17 protein-coding genes are annotated in these 26,959 nt (G+C 74.2%); 6 read left to right on the forward strand and 11 right to left on the reverse strand.

The annotated features are described in order from the left end of the window. Positions 1-143: 143 nt before the first annotated feature. Positions 144-1,268 (forward strand): O-antigen ligase family protein, encoded by a 1,125-nt coding sequence (locus P8A18_RS01820; RefSeq protein ID WP_306051110.1) that lies wholly within the window; start codon positions 144-146, stop codon positions 1,266-1,268. On the opposite strand, the gene P8A18_RS01825 is transcribed toward P8A18_RS01820, so the two are convergent. Then, positions 1,216-1,779 (reverse strand): hypothetical protein, encoded by a 564-nt coding sequence (locus P8A18_RS01825; protein WP_306051114.1) that lies wholly within the window; start codon positions 1,777-1,779, stop codon positions 1,216-1,218. The genes P8A18_RS01820 and P8A18_RS01825 overlap by 53 nt on opposite strands. Before the next feature lie 68 nt (positions 1,780-1,847). Next, positions 1,848-2,633, reverse strand: coding sequence for a glutamate racemase (locus tag P8A18_RS01830; protein WP_306051115.1), 786 nt, complete (start codon positions 2,631-2,633; stop codon positions 1,848-1,850). A gap of 58 nt (positions 2,634-2,691) precedes the next feature. Between P8A18_RS01830 and P8A18_RS01835 the strand changes: the two genes are divergently transcribed. Continuing rightward, positions 2,692-3,864, forward strand: a complete 1,173-nt coding sequence (locus P8A18_RS01835) for a glycosyltransferase (protein ID WP_306051116.1) — start codon at positions 2,692-2,694, stop codon at positions 3,862-3,864. 22 nt (positions 3,865-3,886) lie between these two features. On the opposite strand, the gene P8A18_RS01840 is transcribed toward P8A18_RS01835, so the two are convergent. Beyond that, positions 3,887-5,230, reverse strand: coding sequence for a TerD family protein (locus P8A18_RS01840; protein WP_306051117.1), 1,344 nt, complete (start codon positions 5,228-5,230; stop codon positions 3,887-3,889). A gap of 231 nt (positions 5,231-5,461) precedes the next feature. Between P8A18_RS01840 and P8A18_RS01845 the strand changes: the two genes are divergently transcribed. Genes P8A18_RS01845 through P8A18_RS01855 form a run of 3 tightly spaced genes read left to right on the forward strand, consistent with a single transcriptional unit; the run spans position 5,462 to position 9,582 of the window. Then, on the forward strand, positions 5,462-6,511 hold the full coding sequence (locus P8A18_RS01845) for a TauD/TfdA family dioxygenase (protein ID WP_306051120.1): 1,050 nt from the start codon (positions 5,462-5,464) through the stop codon (positions 6,509-6,511). Between the two features lie 3 nt (positions 6,512-6,514). Next, on the forward strand, positions 6,515-7,684 hold the full coding sequence (vioD, locus tag P8A18_RS01850; RefSeq protein ID WP_306051121.1) for a capreomycidine synthase: 1,170 nt from the start codon (positions 6,515-6,517) through the stop codon (positions 7,682-7,684). Next, a complete protein-coding gene (locus tag P8A18_RS01855) occupies positions 7,681-9,582 on the forward strand; it encodes a non-ribosomal peptide synthetase (protein ID WP_306051123.1) in 1,902 nt (633 codons plus the stop codon). The genes vioD and P8A18_RS01855 overlap by 4 nt, the downstream gene beginning before the upstream one ends. A 51-nt stretch (positions 9,583-9,633) precedes the next feature. Here P8A18_RS01855 and P8A18_RS01860 read toward each other — a convergent pair whose 3' ends face one another. Genes P8A18_RS01860 through P8A18_RS01890 form a run of 7 tightly spaced genes read right to left on the reverse strand, consistent with a single transcriptional unit; the run spans position 9,634 to position 23,586 of the window. Beyond that, positions 9,634-10,380 carry a hypothetical protein gene (locus P8A18_RS01860; protein WP_306051126.1) on the reverse strand — a complete coding sequence of 249 codons (747 nt, stop codon included), beginning with the start codon at positions 10,378-10,380 and terminating at the stop codon, positions 9,634-9,636. Positions 10,381-10,402: 22 nt separating this feature from the next. After that, positions 10,403-15,025, reverse strand: a complete 4,623-nt coding sequence (locus P8A18_RS01865; protein ID WP_306051128.1) for a non-ribosomal peptide synthetase — start codon at positions 15,023-15,025, stop codon at positions 10,403-10,405. Next, the gene (locus P8A18_RS01870; protein WP_306051130.1) at positions 15,022-16,233 is read right to left on the reverse strand and encodes a cytochrome P450; all 1,212 of its coding nucleotides are present in this window, start codon (positions 16,231-16,233) and stop codon (positions 15,022-15,024) included. Before P8A18_RS01870 ends, P8A18_RS01865 begins: the two co-directional genes overlap by 4 nt. Position 16,234: 1 nt before the next feature. Further along, positions 16,235-16,438 (reverse strand): MbtH family protein, encoded by a 204-nt coding sequence (locus P8A18_RS01875; RefSeq protein ID WP_306051132.1) that lies wholly within the window; start codon positions 16,436-16,438, stop codon positions 16,235-16,237. A gap of 40 nt (positions 16,439-16,478) precedes the next feature. After that, on the reverse strand, positions 16,479-21,455 hold the full coding sequence (locus P8A18_RS01880) for a non-ribosomal peptide synthetase (protein WP_306051135.1): 4,977 nt from the start codon (positions 21,453-21,455) through the stop codon (positions 16,479-16,481). Positions 21,456-21,514: 59 nt separating this feature from the next. Then, a complete protein-coding gene (locus P8A18_RS01885; RefSeq protein WP_306051137.1) occupies positions 21,515-22,288 on the reverse strand; it encodes a thioesterase II family protein in 774 nt (257 codons plus the stop codon). Further along, complete coding sequence (locus P8A18_RS01890) at positions 22,285-23,586, reverse strand: Zn-dependent hydrolase (RefSeq protein WP_306051140.1); 1,302 nt, start codon at positions 23,584-23,586, stop codon at positions 22,285-22,287. The genes P8A18_RS01885 and P8A18_RS01890 overlap by 4 nt, the downstream gene beginning before the upstream one ends. A 203-nt stretch (positions 23,587-23,789) precedes the next feature. Between P8A18_RS01890 and P8A18_RS01895 the strand changes: the two genes are divergently transcribed. Beyond that, positions 23,790-23,969 carry a hypothetical protein gene (locus P8A18_RS01895; RefSeq protein WP_306051142.1) on the forward strand — a complete coding sequence of 60 codons (180 nt, stop codon included), beginning with the start codon at positions 23,790-23,792 and terminating at the stop codon, positions 23,967-23,969. A gap of 16 nt (positions 23,970-23,985) precedes the next feature. Here P8A18_RS01895 and P8A18_RS01900 read toward each other — a convergent pair whose 3' ends face one another. Next, positions 23,986-26,958: an AfsR/SARP family transcriptional regulator gene (locus P8A18_RS01900; protein WP_306051144.1), complete on the reverse strand. Its 2,973-nt coding sequence runs from the start codon at positions 26,956-26,958 to the stop codon at positions 23,986-23,988. Between the last annotated feature and the right edge of the window lies 1 nt (position 26,959).

Here is a 26,959-nt window from a genome sequence, read left to right on the forward strand (position 1 = left end):
GCGGAATCCCTACTACCGGATCGCGTCTCCGCATCTTCCGCCCATATGCCCGCCGTGGCCGTTAGCCTGTGCGCCAGTCCCCCGCCGACGGTCCGGTTCCGGCCCTCGCGTACGGGACGGTCACAGGCCGGGGGACGGACGTGATGACTGAATCAGCGGGGCGGGGGCCCGAGGGCGGCACCGCTTCCGATGCCGTCGGGGCCCTGATCCTCGCCACCTGCGCGATCTGGTCGCTGATCAGCGCGGCGGGGCGCGAGACCAGGCCCGAGGGCGTGCTGCTCGCCCTGCTCGCGGTCGCGGCGGGCTTCGCCTGCGGGCGCATCTGCGGCACGCTGCTGCCGGTGGCGACCGCGGCGGGCGCGGCGCTGGCCGCTCTGCTCATGGCGCTCGCCTGGCGGCACGGCATGCCGGGTGCGACGGCCACCGCGGACATCGCGCCGGGACAGACCGGGGCCGCCGCCGCGCTGCTGGTCCTCGCCACGGGGGCCGCCTGCTGCGCGGCCGCCGCCTCCCGGCGCGGTCCGCTGCGCGCCGCTCTGCGGCTGCTGGCCCTGGGGACGGCGGGTGCCGCGCTCGGGCTGGGCTCGGTGGCCGGGTTCGCTGCGGGGCTCGGCGTGCTGCTGTGCTCGCTGGCCGCCGCCAGGACGCGGCGCCGGCTGCTCGGTCTCACCGGTCTGGCGCTGGCCACCGGGCTGATCGTCGCGACCTCGTGGGCCGTGGCCGAGGGGGCGCTGCCCGACGGCCTCACGGTTTCCCTGGAGGGCCAGCTCACCCGCAACCGGGTCGATCTCTGGCAGGACGCCGCACGGCTGGCCGGGCAGCACCCCGCGCTGGGCATCGGGCCGGGCCGCTTCGCCGAGCTGAGTCCGACCGCGCAGCAGAGCCTCGGTTCGGACGGGAAGCCGCACTCGGCCCCGTGGCAGCAGGCCGCCGAGCAGGGCGTGGTGGGGGTGGTGCTGCTGGGCGCCGCGTTCGGCTGGCTGCTGTACGTACTGTGGCGCTCGCCGCGCACCACGTCGGTGGCCCTGACGGCGGGCGCCGCGCTCACGGCTCTGGCCGCGCTGGCGAGCGTGGGCAACGCGCTGAGCTTCACGCCGGTCACGGCGGGGGCGGGGCTGCTGGCGGGGCTGGCGTCGGCCAGGCGGCCGATCGGGGCGGGCGAGCCGTGCGGCCCGGACGCGGACCCGGGCCCGGAATCGGACCCCGGGCCGGAGGTCAGGCCCCGGCCGGGAAACCCGAGGACGGCAGGTGCAGGCGGTCGCGGATGAAGCGGACGCCCGCCTCGGCGTCGTCCACCGTGATGGTGAACGTGCGGCCGTCGCCGAGCCGCAGCACCAGGCCCTCGCCCCGGCGCACGACCACCGCGGTGCCCTTCTCGGGCCGCCAGCGGTAGCCCCAGCCGCCCCACTGCCGGGGGGTCACCTGGGGCGCGAAGTCGGCGGCCACCACATGGGTGAGCAGGATGCGGCGGCGCGGCAGCCCCATGTGGCCGCAGCGCACCTCCAGCGCGTCGCCGTCGATGCGGACGTCCACGTTCACGAAGGCGAGGGTGCCGAAGAGCATGAGCAGTCCCGCGGCCACGCAGCCGATCACCGACATCAGCAGCGGGGCGATGCCGGAGGTCCAGGTGGAGCTGACGGCGAGCTGGATGCCCAGGGCCAGGCAGGCGGCGCCCAGGGCCGCAAGAACCCACTGAGTGCGGTTGGTGGCCCGGCCGACCCAGACCGCGGTGTGGGTTCCGGTTCCGGCGTGCTTCGGTTCTCCGGCGTGCTCCCTCATGCCGAGCAGCGTACTGAAGAATGTGCGCGCGGGAAGGGGTCCGAAGGTCCCGGCCGGGTCGCCGGAGGTCAGCGGACGGAGCCGACAGCGGCCAGCCCGCGCCCCTCGGAGTAGGTCAGCGCGGCCTGCGGCAGCTCGGCGACACGTCCGCTGAGGAGTACCGCGATGGCGGTGGAGGGTTCGGCCGACGGAGCGGGTTCGGCCCCGATCCGGCGCAGTGCCTGGGCGGCGACGGCCCCGGCGGAGCCGTGCAGGGCGACCGGGGGGCGGCCGGGCCCGCGAACGGCCTCGCGGATGCGTTCGGCGACCAGCTCGTAGTGGGTGCAGCCCAGGACGACGGCCCGCACATCGGGCGGGGTGAGCGCGGCGGCGGCGGCGAGTGCCTTGTCGATCCCCGCCTCGTCGGCGTGCTCCACGGCGTCGGCCAGGCCCGGACAGGGCACCTCGGTGACGGCGGCGGACCCGGCGAAGTCGCGGATCAGCCGGCGCTGGTACGGGCTGCCGGTGGTCGCCGGGGTGGCCCAGATCGCGACGGAGCCGCCCCCCGCCGCGGCCGGCTTGATCGCGGGGACGGTGCCGATGACCGGCAGCCCGGGTTCCAGTTCGGCGCGCAGCGTCGCCAGCGCGTGCACGGAGGCGGTGTTGCAGGCGACGATCAGCGCGTCGGGCCGGTGGGCGGCGGCGGACCTGGCCACCGCGAGCGCGTGGGCCGTCACGTCTTCGGGTGTGCGGGGCCCCCAGGGCATGCCGTCCGGGTCGGACGAGAGCACCAGATCGGCGTCCGGACGCAGCCGGCGTACCGCGGCGGCGGCGGCGAGCAGGCCGATTCCGGAGTCCATGAGCGCGATCTTCACCCGGTCACCATAGTCGACCGCCCTTGCGGTCCCCGCTCAGTGGTGCAGACTTCGGCCAATGAGCGCCGTTGCCTGGATCGCCGTGGGTTCGCTTGCCGCATGGGTGTGGCTGCTGCTGTGCCAGGGGTTCTTCTGGCGCACCGACCAGCGGCTGCCGGGACGCGCGGACCCGGAGCGCTGGCCGTCGGTCGCCATTGTCGTGCCCGCCCGCGACGAGGCGGCCATGCTGCCGGTGAGCCTGCCGTCGCTGCTGGCGCAGGACTATCCGGGGACCGCGGAGATCTTCCTGGTCGACGACTGCAGCAAGGACGGCACCGGGGACGTCGCCCGCGCGCTGTCCGTGCGGTACGGGGGGCTTCCGGTGACGGTGGTCTCTCCGGGGGAGCCCGATCCGGGCTGGACGGGCAAGCTCTGGGCCGTACGGCACGGGATGGCGCTGGCGCGCGCCCGGGACCCGGAGTACCTGCTGCTGACGGACGCGGACATCGCGCACGAGCCGGACAGTCTGCGGGAGCTGGTGGCCGCCGCGGGGACGGGTGGCTTCGACCTGGTCTCGCAGATGGCGCGGCTGCGGGTGGCGAGCGTCTGGGAGCGGCTCGTGGTGCCGGCCTTCGTCTACTTCTTCTCCCAGCTCTATCCGTTCCGGTGGGTCAACCGGGCCACGGGGCGGACGGCGGCCGCGGCGGGCGGCTGTGTGCTGCTGCGGACGCGGACGGCGGTGCGGGCCGGGGTGCCGGATGTGATCCGGCAGGCGGTGATCGACGACGTGGCGCTGGCCCGCGCGGTACGGCGTGCGGGAGGCCGGATCTGGCTGGGGCTCGCGGAGCGGGTGGACAGTGTGCGCCCCTACCCGCGCCTGACCGACCTGTGGCGGATGGTCTCGCGCAGCGCGTACGCCCAGCTGCGGCACCATCCGCTGGTGCTGCTCGGTACGGTGCTCGGGCTCGCGCTGGTCTATCTCGCGCCGCCCGTGACGCTGGTCGCCGGGGTGCTGGGGGCGGGTCCGGTGGCGGCGGTGGCCGGCGGCCTGGCGTGGGCCGTGATGGCCGGGACGTACATGCCGATGCTGGGGTACTACCGGCAGTCGCTGTGGCTGGCCCCGCTGCTGCCGGTCACGGCGCTGCTGTACCTGCTGATGACGGTCGATTCGGCGGTGCAGCACTACCGGGGCCGCGGCGCGGCCTGGAAGGGGCGTACGTACGCCCGTCCCGAGGCCGCACCGGATCAGTGAGTCCCCCGGCGCCCGCGCGGGCTCACTTGCGGCCGGGGGTCCAGTTCATGCCCCAGCCGTAGGCCTGGTCGATGGTGCGCTGCGGGCTGACACCGCGCTGCGGCACCAGGTAGCGGGCCTCGCGCTGCACGGTGAGGTCGCCCCCCGTGTTGGTGAGGAGCGCGAGGGCGCAGACCGTGGACGGGACCGTGCACTCGTCCAGCGAGAAGTCGATCGGCGCGCCGTTCTGGGGCTGGAGGGTGACGGTCGCGTGCAGGTCGGCGAAGCTCCGGGCCCCCTCGTAGATGGTGACGAAGATCAGGATCCGGCGGATGCCGGCCTTGTGGTCGAGGTTGATCGTCAGGTTCTCGCCGGTGTCGACGGCGCCGGTGCGGTCGTCGCCGTCGAGGTGGATGAAGGGCGGCTGGTGGAGGGAGCCGAAGGCGTTTCCGAGCGCCTGCACGACGCCCTTGCGCCCGTCGGCCAGCTCGTAGAGCGCGCAGAGGTCCAGGTCGAGGTCGGCGTGGTTCGCGACGGCCCGGCCGAGCTTGCTGCCCCAGCCCTTGAACTGCTTGCGGGTCTCCCAGTTGAGATTGACCCGCATGGCCCCCGAGGTGCCGCCCTGCTTGGCGAGCGAGACGGACGGCGCTTCCTTCGTGAGCGTCACCTTGGTGAGCCGGACGGGCTGCGGGGCGGGCGGTGCCGGGGGCGCGGGCGGGACGGGCGGGGCCATCGGGGCGGCGAGGGTCGGCTGCGGCTGCTGGGGGGCCGGCGGGGGCGGCGGCGCGGCGGCGACCCGCGTGGCCGGCTGCGGCGGCTGCGGCTGCTGGGGGGCCCGGGGCTGCTGGGGTTCGTCGACGGAGATCCCGAAGTCCGTGGCGAGCCCTTCGAGTCCGGAGTCGTAGCCCTGGCCGACGGCCCGGAACTTCCAGGCGCCCTGGCGGCGGTAGAGCTCGCCGAGGATGAAGGCCGTCTCCATCGTGGCGTCGGAGCTGTCGAAGCGCGCCAGTTCGGCGCCGTTGGACGCGTCCATGAGCCGTACGTACAGTCCGCTCACCCGGCCGAACGTGCCGCCGTCCGCCGAAGCGGCCAGCACCACGCGGTCGACGGCGGGCTCCACCCGGGCCAGGTCGACGGCCAGGGTGTCGGTCGCCGCACCGCCCTCGGTGCGCTTGCCCTCGTGGCGCACCGCGCCGGAGGCATGGGCGGGCTGGTTGTAGAAGACGAAGTCCGCGTCGTCGCGCACCTTTCCCGAGCTGAGGAGAAGGAGCGCGGAGGCGTCCACGTCCGGCGTCCCCGGGGCGGTGTGCCACCCCAGTTCGACGCGCACGGACTGGGCCGCCACTGGGACATTGGTTCCCTTTTGCATGGTCATGCTCGCCCCCATCGCGAGTCCGCTGCCGAGACCTTTCCGGGGTCAACCTAATGCCCGCGCGGTCCCGGACCCAAAGAGGTGCCCGGACGGGGCGCACGGCCGGGGGCTTCGTGTCTGCCAGGGGCTTCGCGGGCGGCTCCGTCCCCCGGGCGTGGTGGCGGTTCGATATGCGCCGGAAGGGACATCGATAGTCGCCCTGGCCACGCTGAGCCCGCCTGTGTCGCCGAGCCGAGGAGTTGCCAGATGGTGAGCCATGTCGATGTCTTTGATCAACGTGACACGGAGGACTCGACACCATCGGGCGGGCCGCCCGTGCCCTGGTCCGGGCCGGGGCGCCTCGTGCGCCACCGGCTGTCCGCCGCCGCGGCGGACAAGGCATTCGCCCTGGCCAAGAGCTGCGCGGCCGCCTACGGCAGCGCGCACGACGAGGGATTCCTCGCCGACGCCCCGGTGCTTGCGCACGACCTGCCGTCCTCGGTGCGCCGGGCGGCCAACGCCGCGCGGCTCGACGACCGCAAGCACGCCTTCATCCTGTCCGGCAACACCATCGAACCGTGGCTGGAGCCCACGCCGGCGTTCTGGCACGAGGCGGACACCGAGGCCAGCGGCCCGTACGGCTTCCTGCTCGTGCTGTACGCGGCCCTGCTCGGCGATCCGATCGGCTGGGGCACCCAGCAGGACGGCAGGGTCGTCACCGATGTGCTGCCGGCGCGCGGGCTGGAGCACAGCCTGGTGAGCGCCAGCAGCGAACGGGAGCTGGGGTGGCACACGGAGGACGCGTTCTCGGAGAGCAGGGCCGACCACGTCGGGCTGTTCTGCCTGCGGGACCGGGGCGACATTCCGACGACCCTCTCGTGCGCCGATCCGGCGTCGCTGCCGCGGGACATCGTGCGCGTCCTGGCGCAGAAGCGTTTCGTCATCCATCCCGACCCGTCGCACAGCGCCGCCGTCGGCACCGGGCCGGACCGGGAGAGGGTGGCGCTGCTGAGCGGGCCGGGGGAGGCACCGGTCCTGCGGATCGACCGGGACTTCACCGTGGCCGACGAGGACGATCCCGAGGCGGTCCGGGCCATGGAGGCACTGATCGCGCAGCTGGACGCCAACATGTACGAGGTGGTGCTCGGCGCGGGCGATGTGTGCTTCATCGACAACCGCAACGTCGTCCACGGCCGCCGTCCCTTCCGGGCGGGCTTCGACGGGAAGGACCGCTGGCTGAAGCGGGTCAACGTCGTCACCGACCTGCGGCGCACCCGGGACGGGCGGCCTTCGTCGAGCAGCAGGGTGGTCGGCTGAGTCATGAGCCTCGGTGAGATTGCCGCCGCCCCCCTGGAGGACTGGCTGCGCGAGAGGTACTTCGCGGCCTCGGTCGACATCTCCAGCTCGGGCGTCCTGAACTACACGCTCGGCGAACTGCGCGCACTCCTCGGCGTGGACGTGGCCGAGCTGGACGACGTCATCTTCCGCGACAGTCCGTCGACGGGCTGCGAGCCGCTGCGCGAGGCGGTCGCCGCGCGCTTCGCCCCGGGCCGCGCCGACCGGACGATGGTCACGCACGGGTCGACGGAGGGGATCTTCCTCGCCCTGGCGGCGCTGTTGCGTCCGGGCGACGAGGTCGTCGTCCTCGATCCCGTCTACCACGCCCTGTCCGCGGTGGCCAGGGCCTGTGGTGCGCGGCTGCGGGTGTGGGAGCTGCGGGCGGAGGACGACTTCCGTCCCGATCTCGATCTGCTGGAGCGGCAGTTGTCGCCCCGCACCCGGGCCGTGGTGGTCAACTTCCCGCACAATCCCACCGGCGCGTGCCTGGACGCGGCGGGAAGGCGGCGGCTGGCCGGCCTGCTGGCCCGGTACGACTGCCACCTCTTCTGGGACGCCGCCTTCGGTGAGCTGGTGTACGACGACGGCCCGCCGGTCGCCGCGCCGGGCGAGGCCGACGGGCTCCCGACGGACCGGGTCGTCTCGACGGGCACGCTCTCCAAGGCGTACGGCCTGCCGGGGATACGGGTCGGCTGGTGTGTCGCCGAGCCCCGGCTGCTGGCCGAGATGGTCCGCATCCGGGACTACACGACGATCTCCACGTCACCGCTGAACGAACTGCTCGCCCTGCGGGTGCTGCGGGACGCCGACCGTGTGCTGCTGCCCCGCCTGGAACTCGCACGGCGGAACCGTACGACGCTGCTGGAGTGGGCGGCCCGCCACCCCGGCCTGGTCGGCTGCCCGCCCCCCGTGGGCGGCGTCTCCGCGTTCCCCCGGTTCCCCTCGGTCCCCGACGTCACGGAGGCCTGCGAGTCTCTGCTGCGGGAGCACGGTGTCCTGGTCGTCCCCGGCCGGTGCTTCGGCCGGCCGGACCGGATGCGGATCGGGTTCGGCGGCGACGCGGGTGAACTCACCGAGGGCCTGGACCGGGTGGCCCGGGTGCTCGGCGACGCGTCCCTCACCGTGCCGTCCCGAGGAGGCCGCTCCCGATGACCACCGCCCTGTCCACCGACCCCGCCGCTTCCTGGGCCGCCTGGTCGGAGTTCAACCGCACGGACCGCAGGTTCCCCTTCGAGGGCGGTCTCGTCGCCTGGATCGCCGCGGCCGCCGCAGCCCACCCCGACCGGCCGGCCGTGTGCGCCGCCGGCGTGGAGCTGACCTACCGCGAACTGGACGAGCGCGCGGAGCGGGTCGCCGGTCTCCTCGGGCGGTCGGGAGTGGAGCCCGGCTCCATCGTCGCGGTCACCGGCGGCCGGACCGTGCACCCGTACGTGGGCATGCTCGCCGCGCTGAAGGCCGGGTGCGGTTACGTGCCCGTCGATGCCCACGACCCCGTGTCACGGCTGGAGTTCATCGTCCGGGACGCGGAGGCCGCCGCGGTGCTCGCCGTGTCGGACGAGCTGGGTCTGCTGGAGTGGCTGCCCGACGAGGTCGCGGTCAGGGTGGTCCTGGACGCCGGGGGCCCCGGCGACGGGCGGTGGGCGGGGGTGCCGCGCCCGGGGACCGTCCCGCCCGACCGCCCGGCCGTCCCGTACGACCCCGACCGCACCTGCTACATCATCTACACCTCCGGCACGACCGGCCGGCCCAAGGGCGTGCGCATCGGTGAGCACAGCCTGCTGAACTTCGTGCACTGGTTCGTCTCCCGGCACGAGGTGCTGGCCGCGGACCGGCTCTGCCAGAACGCGCCGCTCACCTTCGACCCCTCGGTCCAGCAGATCTTCCCCGCCTGGGTGACCGGCGCCTGTCTGCTGCCGCTGCCGGCCGACGGGGCGCAGGACCCGTTCACGATGCTCGGATGGCTGCGCCGGGAGCGGATCACCCACCTGGACGTGGTCACCGCGCACTGGCACCACCTGAGGGAGGCCGCGGACCAGGAGCCCGGTCTGCGCGAACTGCCCGACCTGCGCTGGATCATCATCGGCGGCGAGACCCTGCACTACCACCACACCCGCCACTGGCACCGGATCATGCGCACCCCCGCGCTGCTCAACAACATCTACGGGCCGACGGAGGCCACCATCAACGCCACGGAGGTCGTGGTGGACCCGGCGGCGGACTCCGGGCAGATCCCGATCGGAGTGCCCCTGCCCAACTACCGGCTGTACGTGGTCGACGGCGAGGGTGCCCTGTGCGCGCCGGGCGTGACGGGCGAGCTGCTGATCGCCGGGGACGGTCTGGCGCAGCGCTACCAGTCGGCCGCCGCCACCGGGGCCGCGTTCACCGAACTGGCCCTGCCCGGCGGTGGGGTGGAGCGCGTGTACCGGTCCGGGGATCTGGCCCGTCTCGTCGGCGTACCGGCCGGGGGCCGGATGCTGGAGTTCCAGGGGCGGGTGGACAGCCAGGTGAAGATCCGCGGCTTCCGGATCGAGCTGGAGGAGGTGGAGGGCGCCGCCAAGAGCTGTCCGCAGGTGCGCGACGCCGCCGTGCTCGTACGCGGCACCCCGCCCGACCAGCTGCTGTGCTGCTACGTCGCGGACGGGGACGGTGATCCGGAGGCGGTCAGGGCGCATGCCGCCCGGCTGCTTCCCGCCCACCAGGTTCCCAACCTCTTCCTCCGGGTGGACGGCTTCCCGCTGACCCGCAACGGCAAGCTCGACCGGGCCGGTCTTTCCGCTCTGGCCGAGGAGCGGCTCGGCGGCCGGACTCCGGTGGGCCGGCTGCCCCGTTCTCCGGCGGAGAAACAGCTCGCGGACGTCTGGGCCTCGGTGCTGGGGCTCACGCACATCGGCGCCGACGAGGACTTCTTCACCCTCGGCGGGACGTCGCTGCTGGCCATGACGGTCGTCAAGAAGCTGCGGGCACAGGGGCTGCGCGTCGACCCCTCGGCCGTCTTCGAGTGCCCCACGGTGGCCCGTCTGGCCGCCCACTGCACGGCGGCCGCGCGCTGAGCCGTACCGCGGACGAAGAGGGGGCCGCCGGCGGGCGGCCCCCTCTTCCCGTCACTGGAACCCTTCGAGGGCGCGCAGGGTGGTGTCCGCCGCCTCGCTGTGCAGCAGCGGCCCGCCGCGCGTGTCGCAGTGGTGGACGGTCACCCGGGAGGGGTCGGTCACCAGCGCGGCAAGGTCGACGGCGGGTCTGCCGGTGATCACCGTGACCGGGCCTTCGGCCGGCGCCGGGCCCGCGGCGGGCCCGGCGGCGAGGAAGGCCAGCCAGACGGCGTAGCGGGCGAGCAGGTGCGCGACGAGGTCCTCGGCGTCCTGGTCGCCGCCGTATGTCCGGACCAGTCCGCCTTCGAGCGCGAGCAGTTCCGCCTGGAGCGCCGCGGTCAGGGCGGCGCCGTCCAGACCGGCCGCCCGCTCAAGCGCCGCGCCCGGATCGGCGCCGAGGTTCCCGCAGAGCACGGCGAACTCCGTGCGCAGATAGGACGCCGAGCCGGGATCCGGGTCGAACAGGACGGCGTGGGGCACCGTCCCGAACCGCTGCCGGCACGCCTCGGCCAGGTGCAGGGCCAGCGGGGCCGCCGTGCAGTAAGCCAGCACGAACGCGGGCGGCCCGTTCGTGAGCCCGTCCCGTACCCGGGCCGCCAGCTCCGGGAGGCCCGGCGAGCCGGTGCGGTCCACGGTCAGGGGGTCCAGGCGCAGGCAGTCCACGTCCTTGGTGAGGCGGTCGAGCTTCTGCTCCTCGGGCAGTCCGGTGAATTCGATGGCGAGCACCGTGTGCCGTGCTCCGGCGGTGTCCGTGTCCATGACGCTTCCTTGTCCCGTGCGGTCAGTCGAAGAGGTGCCGCAGGTGGGCGCGGGCGATTCGCCGGACGGTGGACTCGCGGTGCCGGTTGGCCGAGTACGTCCAGTTCAGCCGCAGTTCCCCGTCCACCACGGCGCTGACGAGTTCCAGCAGGTGGGCCCGTTCCTCGTCGGCCGCCGTGAGCCCGGGGGTGTCCGTCAGCCAGCGCCAGCCGGGTGCCGATCCGCTCTCGGAGCGGTAGTGCCCCAGGTGGTTGAAGGCGATCTGCGGCCGGGGCGCGCGGGCCAGCCGTTCGCGGACGGCGGCGTCGGGGCCGAGGTGGCGCAGCAGCCCGTAGCCGAGTCCGTCGCCGGGCACCCGGGCCGCCTGGGCGACCAGGGCCGCGCGCCGGGCGCCCGGGTCCTGCGCTCGCGGCGGGACGGTGAGGCTCAGCGGGTGGCGTACGGCGAGCCAGCCCACCGTGCGGGAGAGGTCGAGGCCGGTGGGTCCGCCGTCCCTGCCGTGTCCGCTGACCTCGACCAGGACGTCGTCGCCCGTCCCCTCCTCCGCCACCGCCAGGGCGAGCGCGGCGAGGAGTTGCCGTGCCACGGTGCCCTCGCCCCGGCTCGCCCGCGCCAGCAGGGTTCCGGTCCGCTCGGGCGGGAGGCGATGGGTGACGGTCCGGGCCGACGCGGCACTGTTCGGGCCCAGGGAGACATCGGTCCGAAGGGCGCGGCCGGAACTCTGCCGTTCCCAGAACTCCGCCTCCGCGGCGACGGTGTCCGAGGCCGCGAGCCCGGCGAGGGCCCTGCTCCAGGCGGAGACGGGGACCGCGGGGGCGGGCGGCTCGTCCGGTGCGTGGTCGCGCAGGCGCTGCCAGCCCCGGGACAGGTCGTCCATGAGGATGCGCCAGGACACCCCGTCGGTGGCCAGGTGGTGGACGGCCAGGAGGAGCCGGTCGGTGCCGGTTGCGGTACGCAGCAGCGCTGCCCGCAGCAGGGGGCCGCGGGCCGTGTCGATGTCCGCGACGAGTTCCTCGGCGGTGCGGCGCGTCTCCTCGGGCCACCGGGCGGCGTCCGTGCCGGTGAGGTCGTACTCGCGCAGGAGTGCCGCCTCTTCGCGGGCCACCGTACGCAGGCGGGGGCGGCCGGCCCGGTCGTGGTCGAGCCGCAGCCGCAGGGCCTCGTGGTGGTCGGTGAGCCGGTGCAGCAGGGCTTCCAGGTCCGCCGCACCCGGGGTCCAGTCGAGTTCGACGAGTTCGGTGGCCACGTGGGCGGCGTGGTCGAGGGGTGCTTCGGTGAACCAGCGTTGCAGCGGGGTGAAGGCCACGTCCCCGGTCTGTTCCGCCATGCCGGACAGGGGCCCGGCCGGGTCGCAGGGGGTGGCGGCAGCGGCGAGCTCGGAGAGGGTCTGGCACTCGAAGACGGTTCTGGGCCGCAGGGCGAGGCCGGCTTCCCTGGCCCGTGCGACCACCCGCAGGGCCAGGAGCGAGTCACCGCCCGCGTCGAAGAAGTTGTCGTGCGCGCCGACCCGGTCCAGGTCGAGCACTTCGGCCCAGATGCCGGCGAGCACGCGTTCGGGGCCCTCCTTGGGCGCCACGGCGGGCGGGCCGGCCTCGTCGCGGAGGGCGGAGGGCGGGGGCAGGAGCCGGCGGTCGACCTTGCCGCCCGTGCTCAGCGGCAGTTCACCGAGGATCACGATGACGGCCGGCACCAGGTATTCGGGCAGGGACCGGCGCAGGAAGTCCCGCAGGGCTGCCGGTTCGGGCCGGTCCCGCCCGGCCGGCACCGCGTAGCCGACGAGGCGGCGGTCGCCCGGGGTGTCCTCCCGGACGGCGACGACGGCCTCGGCGACCGACGGGTGCAGCAGCAGGGCCGTCTCGACCTCGCCCGGCTCGATCCGGTAGCCACGGATCTTGACCTGGTGGTCGATGCGGCCGAGGAACTCCAGGTTGCCGTCGGGCCGGTAGCGTGCCCGGTCGCCGGTCCGGTAGAAGCGGGCGCCGGGAACCGGGCTGTACGGGTCGGGGAGGAACTTCTCCGCGGTGAGCGCGGGGCGGTTCAGATAGCCGCGGGCGACGCCGTCGCCCCCGATGTACAGCTCGCCGATCACGCCGGGCGGTACGGGGTTCAGATGGCCGTCCAGGACGTACATGCGCGTGTTGGCGATCGGCCGGCCGATGGGAACGACCGTTCGCGGGGCGCCGTCGGCCGGGATCTCGTAGACCGAGCAGCCGACGACCGTCTCGGTGGGGCCGTACTCGTTGATCACCCGGGCGCCGGGGGCGATGCGCCGCCAGGCGGCCGCCGTCTCCGGTTTCACCTCGTCCGCGCCGACGACGAAGGTCCGCACCGAGGTGACGGGTTCCTCGGCGCGGTGCTCGCCGTCGAGGTGGGCGCGCAGCACGTCGAGGTGGGCGGGGGTGATCTTCAGCAGGCTGAAGTCGCCGGGCCTCAGTAGGAGTTCGGAGAGCCCTTCGAGGCTGCGGTCCTCCGGGAGGAGGGTCACGTCGCGTCCGCCGATGAAGGGCAGCAGGAAGTTGGGCACGGACAGGTCGAAGGCGATGGAGCCGAGCATCGGCGCCCCGGACGCGCCGTCGAGGCCGTATCCGTCCACCGCCCAGACCAGGTAGTTGTTCAGCCCCCGGTGGGTGATGAGGACGCCCTTGGGACGGCCGGTGGAGCCGGAGGTGTAGATGGCGTAGACGAGGTCTCCGGGCAGGGCCGTGCGTCCCGGGGAGTGCTCCGGGTAGCGGGTGTGGCCGCCGTCGTCGAGGAGGACGACCCGGGCGGCCGTCGCGGGCACCCGGTCGCGGAGGGCTTCCTGGGTCAGGACGACGGGCGCCGCGGTGTCCTCAAGGACGTAGGCCAGGCGGTCGGCGGGGTGGTCGGGGTCGAGGGGGACGTAGGCCCCGCCCGCCTTGAGAATGCCCAGGATGCCGGCGAACATCTCCACGCTGTGCCGGACGCAGAGTCCGACGAACACGTCCGGGCGCACGCCCAGTTCACGCAGTTGGTGGGCGACCTGGTTGGCGCGCGCGTCGAGCCGGGCGTAGCTGACGGTTGTGCCGTCCGGAGTGACGACGGCGGTCGCTTCGGGGGTGCGGGCGGCCCGCTCCTCGAAGAGTTCGTGCAGGCACCGGTCGGTGGGGTAGGGGGCGTCCGTCGCGTTCCACTCCCGCAGGATGCGGTGGGTCTCGTCGGCGGGCAGGATGTCCAGTGTGTCGACGGGGGCGTGCGGGTCGGCGACGACGCTGCCCACCAGGTGCAGGAAGTGGTCCAGGACGCGCTGGACGGTGGCGGCGTCGAAGAGGTCCGTCGCGAAGACCAGGTCGACGCGCATGCCCGGGGCGCCCAGGTCCGTGGTGAACAGGCCGAGGTCGACCTTGGACGTGGCGGTGCCCAGGGGGGCGGGTTCCACGGTGAGACCGGTCAGGGTCCACGGCTTCTCGCCGGGTTCCAGGTGCTGGTAGAGCGTCTGGAAGAGGGGGTTGCGGCTGAGGTCGCGCGGGGGTGCCAGCGCCTCGACGACCCGGTCGAAGGGCACGTCCTGGTGGGCGATGGCCTCGATGACGGTGCAGCGGGTGCGGGCCAGGAGTGTGTCGAACCGCGGGCGGTCGCCGAGGTCGGCGGGCAGGGCGGCCGTGGAGGCGAACAGGCCGACCACATCGTCCAGTTCGCCGGGGGCGGCGTGGCCGCGGCCGTGCAGGAGCGTCCCCACCGCGAACTTCGGCCGGCCGGTGTAGCGGTGCAGCAGGACCTGGAAGGCGGCCAGCAGGGTGGCGAAGACGGTGGTGCCCCGGTCGGCCGCCAGGGCGCGGACGGCGTCGGCGGTCTCCGGTGCGAGGTGCCCGGTGACCGCGTCGCCCCGGTAGGACTGGCGCGGTGGCCGGGGCCGGTCGGTGGGCAGTTCGAGGACGGGCGCGACGTCCTGGAGGGCGGTGCGCCAGTACTCCAGTTGCGCGTCGAGCCGGGCCGGGTCCTGCCTCGTGTGCTGCCAGGCGCTGAAACCGCGGTAGTCGGCGCGCGGTTCGGGCAGGTCCGCTTCGCGGTGTTCGAGTGCGGCGCGGTAGTACGCGGCGAGGTCGCGGGCCAGGATGTCGAAGGACCAGCCGTCGGTGACGATGTGGTGCATGTTGAGCACGAGCAGGTGCTCGTCCGCGGCGACGGTGACCAGCAGGACCCTGAACAGGGGCCCGGCGGCCAGGTCGAACGGGGTAGCCACCTCCCGGCGGGCCAGCTCCCGGGCGTGTTCCAGGCGCGCGGCGCGGTCCGTGCCGGCCGGGGTGAGGTGCTTCAGGACGCCCGGCAGTCCGGGGAGGACCTCCTGGCAGGGCTCGGAGGTGCCGGGGAAGACGGTCCGCAGCGCCGCGTGCCGTTCCACGAGGCGGTCCAGGGCGCGGCGCAGGGCCGGGACATCGAGCGGGCCGCGCAGCCACATGGCCTCGTTGGCGCTGTAGAGGGCGCTGCCCTCCAGGTAGCGGTCCTGGATCCACAGACCGCGCTGCGCGGGCGAGAGCGGTACGGGCAGCTCCGGGTCCACCGGGGCGATGGCGGGCACGTTCGCGTCGGCCCGGCTGCGGCCGCCGGCCAGCCGGCGCTGGAGCAGCGCGCGCTTGGCCGCGGACAGCCGGTCGGTGCGGGCTGCCGGCGGGGCGATGTCGGTCATTGCTTCCCTTCCAGGCGCACGGGTACGGACTCGTATCCCCAGACGAGGTTGGAGCGCAGCCGGCGGACCGGGCCGGCGGGCTCGACGTGGCGCACGCCGCGGACGATCTCCTCGAACAGGAGCCGCAGTTCCTGTCCGGCGAGGGCCGCGCCGAGGCAGAAGTGGGTGCCGGCGGCGAAGGCCAGGTGCCGGTTGGGCGTGCGGCCGGCGTCGAAGCGGGCGCTGTCGGGGAAGACCTGCTCGTCGCGGTTGGCCGAGGGCAGCCACAGGGCGAGCCGGTCGCCCTCGCGGATGTGCCGGCCGCCCAGTTCGGTGTCACGGGTGGCGGTGCGCAGGACGTGCAGGGCGGGGCTGGTGAAGCGGAGGATCTCCTCCACCGCGCTGTCGACGAGTTCCGGACGGGCGCGGAGCCGGTCGAACTCGGCGGGGTGGGCCATCAGGGCGAGGATGCCGCCGACCGTGGCGTGCCGGGTGGTCTCGTTGCCGCCGGAGATGAGGCCGTCGCAGTTGAGGTAGACCTCGCTGTCGGTCAGCGGCCTGCCGTCGATGCTGCCGTTGACCAGGGCGGAGACGATGTCCTCGCCCGGGTCCCTGCGGCGCCGCCCGATCAGCTCGGAGTAGTACACCAGGATCTCGGTGTGGGCCTCGCTGCGCCGCAGGGGGTCGCTCTCGGCCTCGCTGGTGCCGAAGGCGGTGCGGGTCAGCGTGAGCATGTGGTTCCAGTCCGCCTTCGGCACGCCGAGCATGTCGCAGATGACGGACAGCGGCAGCCGGGACGCCACGTCGACGAGATCGCACTCCCCCGCCTCGACGGCCTCGGCGACGACGGCGCGTGCGGTGGCCCGCATGGTGTCGGTCAGCCGCCGCACCATGGCGGGGGTGAAGCTGGAGTTGATGATCCGCCGGATCGCCCCGTGCCGGGGCGGGTCGGTGACGATGAGCATCTTGCCCGCGCTGGCCGCCGTGGCCGCCGGGTCGGCGTCGAGCCGCATGCCCTTCTCCGAGCTGTACGCGCCGGCGTTCCTCAGGACCTGTGACACGAGCGCGTGGCTGGTCACCGACCAGTAGCCGGGTGCGTGCTCCCGCTCGGTCCAGCGGACCGGTGTACGGCCGCGCAGCAGCGCCCATACGGCTTCGGGGTCGCCGCTGCGGTACAGCTCCGGGTCGGACAGGTCCCGTACGGTCTCGGTGTCCCGCAGGGTCGTCATCTCATCGCCCGCCGCGGTCGCGGATGCTCAGCGGGCGCATGTCGACCCAGACCTCCTCGATCCGGTCCAGGCAGGCCTGACGGGTCCCGCTGGTGCCCTCGTCGGTCCAGCCCGCCGGGTTGGGCCGGCTCGCGGACCAGATCGAGTACTGCTCCTCGTGGTTGACGACCACCTTGTAGTGCTCGACAGGGCCGGTCTCGGACATGGTCTTCTCCTTGAGTGGTCGGGGGGGGTGCGGCCGGGCTTCAGGGGGCGTCGTCCGCCAGGGCCTCGGCCGCCTCGTGCTCGGGCAGGGCCTCGATCTCGGCGAGCAGCAGTGCCTCCAGCTGCCCGGCCAGCGTCCGTACGGTGGGGTACTGGAAGATCAGGTCGAGCGGGATGTCGAGGTCGAGGGCCTTGCGGAGCCGTGAGACGACGCGCAGGGCGAGCACGGAGTGGCCGCCGAGCGCGAAGAAGTCGTCGTCCGGTCCGAACGCCGTCTCCGGCAGCACGGCGCGATAGGCGTCGGCCACCAGCGGTTCGGCGTGGGCCGGCTCGCCGGCCGGGTCGTCACCGCCGTACGGGGTCGGCGTGGGCGCGGCTTCGGGCAGGAGCGCGCCGACCGGTTTCGCCGGGTCGGCCGCCGCCGCGTCCAGCACCTGGACCAGGTCGTCGGCCAGGCCGCGCACCCGCTGTTCGTCGAAGAGCGCCATGTCGTACTCCACTTCGCCAAGGAGATGGTCTCCGTCGGGGCGGAACGCCACCGTCAGGTCGAACTTGGAGACGGTCACCGGTACGGGGTGCTCCCGCAGCCGCAGCCCCGTCTCCGTCTCGCCGCTCCACGGCGCCCCGGCCAGTTCGAAGGCGACCTGGAACAGCGGGTTGGCGCCGGCCACGCGCTCGGGGCGCACCTCGCGGACGACCCGGTCGAACGGGACGTCCGAGCGGGCGAAGGCATCCGCGCAGCGCTGCCGGACGCGCCCCACGACGTCGCCGAAGGCGGGGTCGCCGGAGAGGTCGGCGCGCAGGGCCACCTGGTTGATGAACAGGCCGATCAGATCACCGCTCCCGGGCACGCCCCGCCCGGCGACCGAGGTGCCGACCGCGAAGTCCTCCTGTCCGGTGTGCCGGGACAGCACGCACTGGAGGCCGGCGAGCAGGGTCATGAAGAGGGTGGCCGAGCGGTCCTTCGCCAGCCGGCGCAGCGCGGCCACGGTGCGGGGCCCGACCCGGAACACGACGGCCCGGCCGGTGCCGGCGCGTGCCGCGTCGCGCGGACGGTCGGTGGGCAGGGCGAGGACCGGCGTGCCGGCCAGGGCCTCGCGCCAGTACGCCACGTCCTCGTCGGCCGGGTTCTCGGCCTGCTCGCGCAGGGCGCCGACGAGGTCCGCGTACTGCGGCGAAGAGCCGGGCGGCGGGGGCGTCCCTGCGCTCAGCGCACGGGTGTAGCCGTCGATGAGCGAGGAGAACAGGATCTGCTGGGACCGGCCGTCGAACACCAGGTGGTGGGTGGTCAGGCACAGCAGGCGGCTGTCGTCGCGGTCGCGGATCAGCAGCGCCCGCAGCAGGGGGCCGGCGGTGAGGTCCAGGGGTGTGGTCACCTCGGCACGCAGCAGCGCGGCGACCGCGTCGGGGCGTTCGGCGGCCGGCAGATGGCGCAGGTCGTGCTCGGCGAACGCGGGCTCCCGGCCCAAAGGCAGCGCGTAGCAGTGGTCCCCGGCGTCACGGGGGAACCGGGACCGCAGCACCTCGTGCCGGTCGCTGATCGCGGTCAGGGCCCGCCGCAGCGCGGTGACGTCGAGCGGGCCGTCCAGGCGCAGCGCCTGCGGGACCAGGTACTCGTGCGGGCTGCCGGACAGCTCGACCTGGACCAGCAGGCTCTCCTGGCCCGGTGAGAGGGGCAGCGGACCGGGCCGGGCCGGGCGCGCGTGTACCGCGGCGGTGTCCGCCGGGCCCGGACCGGCGGTGGCGAGTGCGGTCCGGACGGCCGCGGCGAGGGCGCGGACGGTCGGGTGGAGGAAGATCTCCCGCAGCATCCCCCGGACGGGGATCGCGGGCCAGGCCCGGCCGATGTGTTCGATCACCTCGGCGGCGAGCAGGGAGTGCCCGCCCAGTTCGAAGAAGTCGTCCAGGACGCCGACGCGTTCACAGCCCAGGGTCCGGGCCCAGATCCCCGCGAGCCGTTCCTCCACCGCGTCGGCCGGTGCGGCGCCTCCGGTACGTGGAGAGCGCCGGGCGACGTCCGCGGGGTCGGGCAGCGCGGCCCGGTCCACCTTTCCGTTCTCCGTCAGCGGCATGGCTCCGAGCGGCATCAGGACCGCCGGGACCATGTGCCGGGGCAGGGTCAGGGCGAGGGCGTCGCGCAGTCCGTCCGGGGCCGGGGCCGCCCCGGCGTCGGCGACGTAGTAGCCGACGAGGGCGGCGGCACCGGGCGGGCCGCCGGCGACCACGACCGCGTCGGCCACCCCGGGGCAGCGCCGCAGCGCGAACTCGACCTCGCCGGTCTCCACCCGCTGCCCCCGGACCTTGACCTGGTCGTCGGTGCGCCCGATGAGTTCCAGCGCCCCGTCCGGCAGGTATCTGACCAGGTCGCCGGTGCGGTAGAGGCGGCTGCCGGGCTCGCCTCCGAATGGGTCGGGCACGAAGCGCTCGGCGGTGAGCGCGGGGCGGTTGAGGTAGCCGCGCACCACCTGTGAGCCGCCGATGTACAGCTCGCCGATGGCGCCGGGCCGGACCTGGTTGCCGGCCCGGTCCAGCACATACAGCTCGGTGTTGTCGACGGGTGTGCCGATGGGTACCGCCGCGCCCCCGCCGGGACCGCCGGCCGCCTCGTGCACGCAGCACCCGACCACGGCCTCCGTCGGCCCGTACTCGTTGAAGAACCTGGCCCGTGGGGCGAGGAGGCGCCAGACGGCGACCAGGTCGGCGGGCAGCACCTCGCCGCCGATGACGAAGGCGGCGACGGCGTCGGCGGGGCCGCTCGCCGCGGCCTCGCCGCGCAGGGCACGCAGGTGGGACGGCGTCAGCTTGACCATGGCCGGCTCCCGGCGAGCGTCGGTCAGGAGTGCGGCGAGTCGGGGCAGCGGCTGTTCGTCGGGGACCGCGATGACGGGTTCCCCGGACAGCAGCGGCAGGAAGAGGGACGTCACCGTGAGGTCGAAGCTCAGCGAGGAGTGCAGGACGGAGCCCCCGCCCGGGGTGGTGCGGTAGCGGTCGCCGGCCCAGGCGAGGTAGTTGGCCAGGCCGCCGTGCGGGACCGCGACACCCTTGGGGGTGCCGGTCGAGCCGGAGGTGTAGATGACGTAGGCGAGGTCCTGCGCGCCGGGGAACTCCAGCGGGACGCGGCCGGGCCGGCCCTCGGGCCGCTCCCGGACGAGGTCCACCCGCTCGGTGCGGACACCGTCCGGCACGCCGGCGGTCGCGGCATGGGTGAGGACCAGGGCCGGCTTCGCGTCGCGCACCATGAACCGCAGCCGGCCGGCCGGGTATCCGGGGTCGAGCGGCAGGTAGGCGGCACCGGCCCCGAGCACGGCCAGGACCGAGACCACCAGGTCGGCGCCGCGTTCCAGGCAGATCCCGACGAGGTCGCCGGCGCCGACGCCGAGGCCGGCCAGGTGCCGCGCGAGGGTGTCGGCCCGGTCCGCCAGTTCGGTGTACGTGAGGGTGTCGGCCCCGCACACCACGGCCGGGGCCTTCGGGGTGCGCCGCACCTGCGCCGCGAACAGGGCGGGCACGCCGTCCGGCGGGGGCCTGCGCGGCCCTCTCGACCGGTGCCGCAGCCACTCCCGCTCGGCCGCCGGGAGGATGTCCAGCTCGGCGATGCCCACGCCGGGTTCGGCGGCGGCGGAGCCGGTCAGCGCGACGAGGTCCTGGTGGAGCCGGCGTACGGTCGCGGGATCGAACAGCTCCGTCCGGTACTCCCACAGCGCTTCCAGTTCCCCGTCCGTCTCGACGAAGCTCACGGACAGGTCCGCGGAGGTGCTGTCGGTGAACAGCTGCTCGTGCTCGACGTCCAGGCCGTCGAGCACGAGCGGGTCCTGCGGGGTGTTGTGCACTTGGAGCATCGTCTGCACCAGCGGCTGACGGCCCGGTTCGCGGGGCGGGGCGACGCGGCGGACGACCTGTTCGAAGGGGGCCGTCTGGTGGTCGGCGGCGTCCAGGGCGACGTCCTTGACGCGGCGCAGCAGTTCCCCGAACGTCGGGTTGCCGGAGGTGTCGACGCGCAGGGCGACCGTGTTGACGAAGAAGCCGATCAGACCGGCCGTCTCGGCGTGCGGGCGGTTCGCGACGGGGGCGCCGATCACCAGGTCGGTCTGGCCCGAGCGGCGGGTGAGCAGGGCCGCGTAGCCGCCGAGCAGCGCGTGGAAGAGCGAGACGCCGTGCTCGGTGCACAGTGCGGTGATCCGGTCGTGCGCCGAGCGGTCCACGGGCAGGCGCAGCACCGTGCCGGCCGCGCCGCTGGTGGCGGTCGGCGGCCGGTCGAAGGGCAGCTCGGTGGCGGCGGGCGGGCCGTCCAGCAGAGCGGCCCAGTGCTCGGTCTCCGCGTCGAGCGCCCCGCGGGCCAGCTGTTCCTGCTGCCAGGCCGCGAAGTCGGCGTACTGGATGGGCAGCGGCGGCAGCGGGGAGGGCTCACCCCGGCGGAACGCCCCGTAGAGCGCGGCCAGTTCGCGGTTCAGGATCCCCTCGGACCAGCCGTCGGCGGCGATGTGGTGGATTCTCAGCAGCAGTACGTGGTCCCGGTCGCCGAGCCGCATCAGGTCCCGGCGGAAGGGGGTGTCGCTGCCGAGCCGGAACGCCTCCCGGGCCCGCGCGGTGGCGAGGGACCTCGCCCGGCCGGCCGGGTCGGCCGCGTCGCTGAGGTCGTGCACGGGCAGGGGCGCGGGCGTGTGGTCCCGGACGATCTGCGCCGGGACGCCGGCCTCGGTGCCGTAGACCGTGCGCAGCACCTCGTGCCGGCGGCACAGCTCGTCGAGGGCGCGGCCCAGCGCGTCCCGGTCCAGGTCGCCGCGCAGCCGGAGCCAGAAGGCGAAGTTCCCGGTGCCGGCGGCGGAGTCACCGGCCGTGTCGAGGTCGTTGAGGAGCAGGAAGCGGCGCTGCCCGGAGGACGGGGGCGGCGGGCCGGTGCGCGGGGCGCGGGGGATCGTGCCGGTCCGGGCGCCGGAGACCCGTTCGGCCCTGCGGCGCAGCAGCCGCGCGTCCAGGGACCTTCGCCGTTCTTCGGCGGTTTCCGCGGAGCTGGGCATGTCCCTCCAGTCAGCGATGGGGCGGGGGCCTGTATGTGCCGGGAGCGTCTCGGGGGTGTCTATCGCCCCTCCTTCGGCGGGCTATCGGAGCGTGCGAGCTCTTCACGGATCGTGCGCAGGAGGGTGTCGCGCCGCTCGGCGAGGTAGAAGTGGCCGCCCGCCACCCGGGTCAGGCCGAACCGGGAGGTCGTGTGGGCGCGCCAGGCGGCGGCCTGGGCGGGCGAGACATGCGGGTCGGCGTCGCCGCAGAACGCCCGGACCGGCAGGCCGAGGGGCGCGGCCGGGGCGTGCTCGTAGGACTCCAGGACGCCGAAGTCGGCGCGCAGCATGGGCAGCAGCAGGGCGACGAGCTCCGGGTCGGCGAAGAACTGCGGCGGTGCGCCGCCCAGGGCGCGCAGTTCCTGTACGAACCGCGCGTCGGTCAGGTGTCCGGTCGGCGGCCGCAGCGGCAGGTGGGGTGCCCGGCAGCCGGAGACGAAGAGGCAGCGGGGCTGCGGGCCGCCGACGCGGCGCAGCCGCCGTGCGGTCTCGAAGGCGACGCGGGCGCCCATGCTGTGCCCGAACAGGGCGTACGGCCGGTCGGCGGTCGCGGTGATGGCGTCCGCGAGGTCGGCCACGAGCGGCCCCATGGTCCGGTACGGCGGGTCCGTGTAGCGGGATTCGCGGCCCGGCAGCCGGACCGCGGCCACTTCGATGCCGGGGAGCCCGGTGTGCCATCCCCTGAAGACGCCCGCCCCGCCTCCGGCGTACGGGACGCAGACGAGGCGCAGGGGGGCGTCCGGCAGCGGCCGGGGAACGTGGAACAGGGCGGCGGGGGTCGCGGCGTCTCTCACGGGTGCCCCGACCCGAGGGCCAGGGCGGCCCGCAGCAGGACGTCGGCGCCGGCCACGAGGTCGGCGGGGGCGGTGTCCTCCTCGGGGGTGTGGCTCAGCCCCTTCAGGCTCGGCACGAAGATCATCCCGGTGGGGGCGACGGCCGCGACGATCTGCGCGTCGTGGCCCGCGCCGCTCGGCAGCCGGGTGTGGCCGTGCCCGAGGCCGTCCGCGCAGGAGGCGATGAGGTCCTGGAGACCCGGGTCGGTGGGGACCGGGACGGTGCGCAGGGTCTCCTCGGCCAGGATCTCGCAGCCGGTGAGTTCGGAGACCGTCCGCAGGTCGGCGAGGAACGAGGCGGCCGCGTCGGCGAGCCGGGCCGGGGATTCGTCGCGGAACTCCACGGAGAGCACCGCCTCGTTGGGGATCACGTTGGTGGCGCCGGGCGACACCGTCACGCAGCCGGCGGTCGCGACGCGGCACCGGCCCGCGGCGGCGGTCCGTTCCGCCGCGATGACGATGTGGCTCATCGCGACGGCGGCGTCGCGGCGGCTGCCCATCGGCGTGGTTCCGGCGTGGCCCGCCCGGCCGAGCACCCGGATGTCGTGGACCACCCGGCCGACGATGTCCGTGACCACGCCGATCGGCAGGTTCAGTTCCTCCAGGACCGGGCCCTGTTCGATGTGGAGTTCCAGGTAGGCCCGCACCGAGTGGGGCGGCCAGGCGGCCCGGGACAGCTGTGTGAGGTCGCCGCCGGCCTGGCGCAGCGGGCCGGCCAGCGGATTGCCGTGCCGGTCGCGGGGGTCGTCGGGGAGCCGGCGGGTCTGGCCGGTCAGTGCCATGGACCCCCAGAAGGGCTGCGGGAACAGGGCGCCCTCCTCGTTGGCGAAGGCGACCGCGACGGGGGTGTGGGCGAGTTCGACGCCCGCGTCGGCGACCGTCTGCATGACCTCCAGCGCGGCCAGGACCCCGTATGCCCCGTCCAGCCGCCCGCCGTTGATGACGGTGTCCAGGTGCGAGCCCATGAGGACCACGGGGCCGGGGACCTGGGCGTGTGCCTGTCTGATGACCACGTTGCCGGCGGGGTCGACCTCGGTGCGCAGTCCGGCGGCGGCGGCCTCGGCCCGCAGGTACCGCTGGGCGCGGCGGTCGTCGGCGCCGAAGGCCGGCCGGGTGACGCCGCCCAGCGGGTCGGCGCCGATCCGGCCGAGTTCGTCGATCCGGCGCAGCAGCCGGGCGCCGTCCGTCCGCAGGGCGCGAAACGCCTCGGTCCCGGTCCGCACGGGGAGCGTCGGATGATCCGGAAGAGCTGTGTCCACGGTGTCCCCTGTCGTGAATCCCAGTGATTGGCTCTCCGAATTCTTCGCGGGCGGCTATCGCTCCCCTATCGGTGGCCGATCGCCCCGGGCAGGGGCGAGCCGATGGGCGGGCGACAGGTGATGAATACGGCGGCGATACGGCGGCCCCCTAGCGTCGGCGCCGTCCGATCGACGCGTACGACTGACCTGGAGGGGATCGAACGATGCCTGCCGTCCCGCGCATTCTGTCCGTACTGCTGGCCGCGACCGTCTTGACGGCGGGTGTTCCCGCGGTGGCGGCGGTGGTCTCGCACACCGCCGCCGTGCACCAGGTGGCCGAGGCGCCGGGCGACGCGACCCCGCCGCCGACCGGCCACCAGGGCGGGGACACCCCCTGGACGTGAGGGCGGCCCGTCCGGCTCAGCCCGCCGGCCCGTCCAGGGCGTCGAGCGCGTCCAGCGTCCGGTTCTCCCACAGCCGCAGACGCTGGTCCCGGAAGATGGCTCGGGCCCGCTCCAGATGCACGCGGGCCCGAGCCGGGTCGGCCCCCTCGGCGAGGAGGGTGCCCAGCTCGAACAGGGCTCTGCCCTGCGCGACGGTGTCGGCCAGGTCCTCGCTGATCTCCAGGGTCCTCAGCAGCATGGCCTCGGCCGTCTTGAGGTTGCCCAGTCTCCGGTGCACCGCGCTCATCCCGAGCCGTGCGTAGCTCTCCCCCACCGGGTCGTCGTTCCGGCGCACCAGCAGCAGCACGCTGCCGAGTGCCTCGCCGGCCGCGTCGACCCTGTCCTGCTCCAGGTGGGCCAGGCCCAGCCGGTACAGGACCTGCGCCTCGGTGCGCCGGCTGCCCACGGAACGGCAGATGCCCAGGGCCTCGTCCAGTTGCTTGACCGCCTCGTCCGGGGCGCCCGCGTCCAGTTGGTGCTGGGCGATGTTGACGAGGACGTGCGCGACCCCGATCAGGTCGCCGGCCTCCCGCAGTTCCCGCAGGGCCGCGTCGTACCGTGCGAGCGAGAGGCGGGTCTCGCCCATGTGGTAGTCCAGCGACGCCTGGCTGCGCAGGACCAGGGCCCGGCCGTGGTGGTCGTCCAGCTCCTCGAATATCTCCATGGCCCCGTCGAGCAGCTCGGGTGCGGTGGCGGTCTGGCGGCGGGTGACGTGCAGGGAGCCGAGGGAGGACAGGATCGCGGCGGTGCCCCGCCGGTTGCCCGCCTCGCGGACCGCGTCCAGGGCGAACTTGTGCGTGTCCGTCCAGTCGTCGAAGTAGCCTCGCGCCTCGAAGAGGGTGACCAGGGTGCTGGCGAGGTCCCAGCACAGTTCGTCCAGGCCGGCTCCCGCGCTGTGCCGTACCGCGGCTGTCAGGTTCAGGCGCTCGCTCTCCAGCCAGGCCAGGGGGTCGGCCAGCGGGGTCTCGTGGAACCCGCCGCGCGGCTCCCAGCGTGGTGCCGAGCCGTGCAGCAGGGTGAACTGGCCCCCGTAGAGCAGGCCGTGGGCGTGCTCGGCGAGGAAGAGCCAGCCGCCGCACACCCGTTCCAGAAGCCGTCGGCGGCCCTCGTCCTCGCGCCGGGGCTCCTCGCCGGTCTGCTCCCGGGCGAAGATGCGGATCAGGACGTGGAAGCGGTAGGAGATGCTGCCGCGGCTGTCGGCGGCGACGTAGTCGAGCAGATGGGCGTCGACCAGTTCGTCCAGCAGGTCCTCCGCCTCGCGTACCCCGATGTCGAGCACCGCCGCGGCCACCCAGCTCGGAAAGGTGTCCCACGGCAGGTCGCTCAGCTCCCTGAAGAGCAGCCGCACCTGGGGCGGCAGGCCGCCGTAGGTCAGCGAGATGCTGGCCCGTACGGCGAGGTCGCCGTGGACGAGTTCGTCGAGCCTGCGGTGCTCGTCGGCGAGCCGCCGCACCATGGTCTCCAGCGTCCAGTGCGGGCGGGCGGCGAGACGGGCGCCCGCGACGCGCAGTGCCAGGGGCAGGCCGCCGACCAGTTCGGAGAGGGTGCGGGCGGCGGCCGGTTCGGCGTTCACCCGGTCCTCGCCGACGACCCGGCCGAGCAGTTCGATGGCCTCGCCGTGGTCGAACTGTCCGAGGTTGATGAGGCGGCTGCCGGGGAAGCCGGTCAGCCGCACCCGGCTCGTGATGATGACCGCGCAGCCGGCGCTACCGGGCAGCAGCATCCGTACCTGGGCCTCGTCGGCGACGTCGTCCAGCACGATCAGCGCCTTCCGCGCCGCGAGGCGGCTGCGGTAGAGCTGGGCGCGTTCCTCCGGGGTGTCGGGGAATTTGGTGCCGGGCGGGCTCAGGGCCCGCAGGAAGGACATGAGCAGTTCCTCGCTGGAGAGCGGGTCGGACCGGGTCCCCCGCAGGTCCGCGTAGAGCTGTGTGTCGGGGAAGTGGGTGGCCGCGAGCCGGTGTGCGACGTGGATGGCGAGGGCGGTCTTGCCGACACCGGTCTTGCCGGCGATGACGACCAGGGGAACCACCCCGCAGGGGTTCGCCGCCGTGCCGGACTGCGTCAGCGCGCGCTCCAGTGCGTCCACCTGCTCCATCCGCCCGGTGAAGTCGGCGGTGGCGGCGGTGAGCTGACGCGGCCCGGCGGTGTGCGCGGCGGGTTCGGCGGTCCCGGTCCAGTCGAGGGCGGCTTCCTGGGCCAGGATGGCTCTTTCGAGCCGTCGCAGTTCCTCACCGGGTTCGATGCCCAGCTGGTCGACGAGTTCGGTGCGGGCGGTGCGGTAGACCTCCAGCGCCTCGGCCTGTCTGCCGGAGCGGTAGAGGGACAGCATGAGCTGGCCGCACAAACGTTCACGCAGCGGGTTCTGCGAGACGAGGGTCATCAGTTCGGTGACCAGCTCGCGGTGCCTGCCCAGCTGGAGTTCCCGGTCGAGGCACTCCTCGTAGACGCTCAGCCTGGTCTGGTCGAGCCGGGCGGCCTTGGCACGGACGAGCCGGCTGGTGACGCTGGCCAGCGCGTTGCCCGACCACAGTGCGAGTGCGTCGCGCAGCAGGGCGGCGGCCTCGGCCACCTCCCCGGCGCGTGACACCCGGCCGGCCTCGGTCACCGTGTCCTGGAACACCTGCATGTCGAGCTGGTCCGGGCTGAGCCGGATCAGGTAGCCCGGCGCGCGGGTCTCGATGATGCCGCCGGCCTCGGCCAGGATGCGGCGTAACGCCGAGACGCATATCTGTATCTGGCTGCCGGCCGTCGTCGGAGGGTCGTCGCCCCAGACCGCGTCGATCAGGCGATCGGTGCCGACGACGTGGTTGGCCTCCAGCAGCAGCATCGACAGGACGGTCTGCTGACGTCCCGCCCGCAGAGGGACCGGCTTGTCCCGGATCAGGATCTCGACGGGCCCCAGGACCCGGAACCGGACCGACGGTTCAGCGGCGTCACCCTCGTTGACCAAG

Origin of the sequence: Streptomyces sp. Mut1, from assembly GCF_030719295.1 — a bacterium.
Lineage (GTDB): Bacteria > Actinomycetota > Actinomycetes > Streptomycetales > Streptomycetaceae > Streptomyces > Streptomyces castrisilvae.